The sequence below is a fragment of the Bathymodiolus azoricus thioautotrophic gill symbiont genome, assembly GCF_001298715.1.
Lineage (GTDB): Bacteria > Pseudomonadota > Gammaproteobacteria > PS1 > Pseudothioglobaceae > Thiodubiliella.
Window position 1 is genome coordinate 1 of the sequence record NZ_CDSC02000037.1, and the last position, 895, is coordinate 895.

The window sequence follows — 895 nt, forward strand, 5'->3', positions numbered from 1 at the left end:
TATATGAATTATTATATTATAATTCATATAAATAGGTTTATACTAAATTTAGGAGTTTTTGCATGAAAACAACGGCTTATCTTCGCATATCAACAATTGATCAAGATATTGAAAAAAATAAAGCAGATATTTTAAAGTTAGCTCATGAAAAACAACTTGTGAGCGTACACTTTATTGAAGAAAAAATTTCAGGTACGATTTCTTAGGAAAAAAAGAAAAATCTATTCAATCATTCATGATGCTCAAAATGGTGATGCTATCATAGTCAGTGAGCTGTCTCGTCTTGGCAGAAGTATGCTAGAAATTATGGAAATTTTATCTATTATTTCAGAAAAAAAATTACAGTACCTTTGTCTTGTCGGATTAAAGGGTGGTTAATACCATTTGGTTGACTAATTGAGTGTTGCACTTATGATGTGAATTCAAGTAGCGCATACTATCCAAGTATTGGATTTATCAAAAACAATAGATCAGCGCTTCCCCGCATTGGGCAGTAATTGTGCCCTTAAAGTCTCAACCTTTATTAATACCTTGGTACTGAGTCAACATGAGGGCGGTGAATGTCTAAACGATACTGTCCATATTGCCAAAGACAAAGCTTTGCTGTCTTGTCACTAATCAAAAAGTACCAACCCCGCAAGCTATTGGCACTTGGCTTAGATGCTTAGGCAAAGACAACCAGGTGTTAAAGCCCTGCAAAAAGCAAACAAAACGCTCTTGAATTTACAGAAAGAAGTTTACTTGAGCGTTCAGTAGGTAAATATGGTATCTTTGTTCGTAGGTCAATTGTGTATATTTTTGCATGTTTCACTCCTTTTTCTATGGGAGATTAGAGAGTGATTAATATACCCTTTGGCCGACTAATTGAATGTTGCACTTATGATGTGAATTCAAG

The 895-nt window shown here is 34.3% G+C and carries 3 protein-coding genes; all 3 read left to right on the forward strand.

Annotation, left to right across the window (positions count from 1 at the left end):
- The first annotated feature begins 62 nt into the window (after nucleotides 1–62).
- The 3 genes from BAZSYMA_RS10505 to BAZSYMA_RS09765 all read left to right on the forward strand — a co-directional run bounded on the left by BAZSYMA_RS10505 (nucleotide 63) and on the right by BAZSYMA_RS09765 (nucleotide 618).
- Nucleotides 63–206, forward strand: a complete 144-nt coding sequence (locus BAZSYMA_RS10505) for a recombinase family protein (RefSeq protein ID WP_277621601.1) — start codon at nucleotides 63–65, stop codon at nucleotides 204–206.
- Nucleotides 175–378: a recombinase family protein gene (locus BAZSYMA_RS10510; RefSeq protein ID WP_277621602.1), complete on the forward strand. Its 204-nt coding sequence runs from the start codon at nucleotides 175–177 to the stop codon at nucleotides 376–378. The genes BAZSYMA_RS10505 and BAZSYMA_RS10510 overlap by 32 nt, the downstream gene beginning before the upstream one ends.
- A 69-nt stretch (nucleotides 379–447) precedes the next feature.
- Nucleotides 448–618 carry a hypothetical protein gene (locus tag BAZSYMA_RS09765; protein ID WP_195910030.1) on the forward strand — a complete coding sequence of 57 codons (171 nt, stop codon included), beginning with the start codon at nucleotides 448–450 and terminating at the stop codon, nucleotides 616–618.
- The last annotated feature ends 277 nt before the right edge of the window (nucleotides 619–895 follow it).

Coding starts and splice junctions, on each gene's coding strand:
- BAZSYMA_RS10505 (WP_277621601.1), top strand. CDS start 63: ATGAAAACAACGGCTTATCTTCGCATATCAACAATTGATCAAGATATT.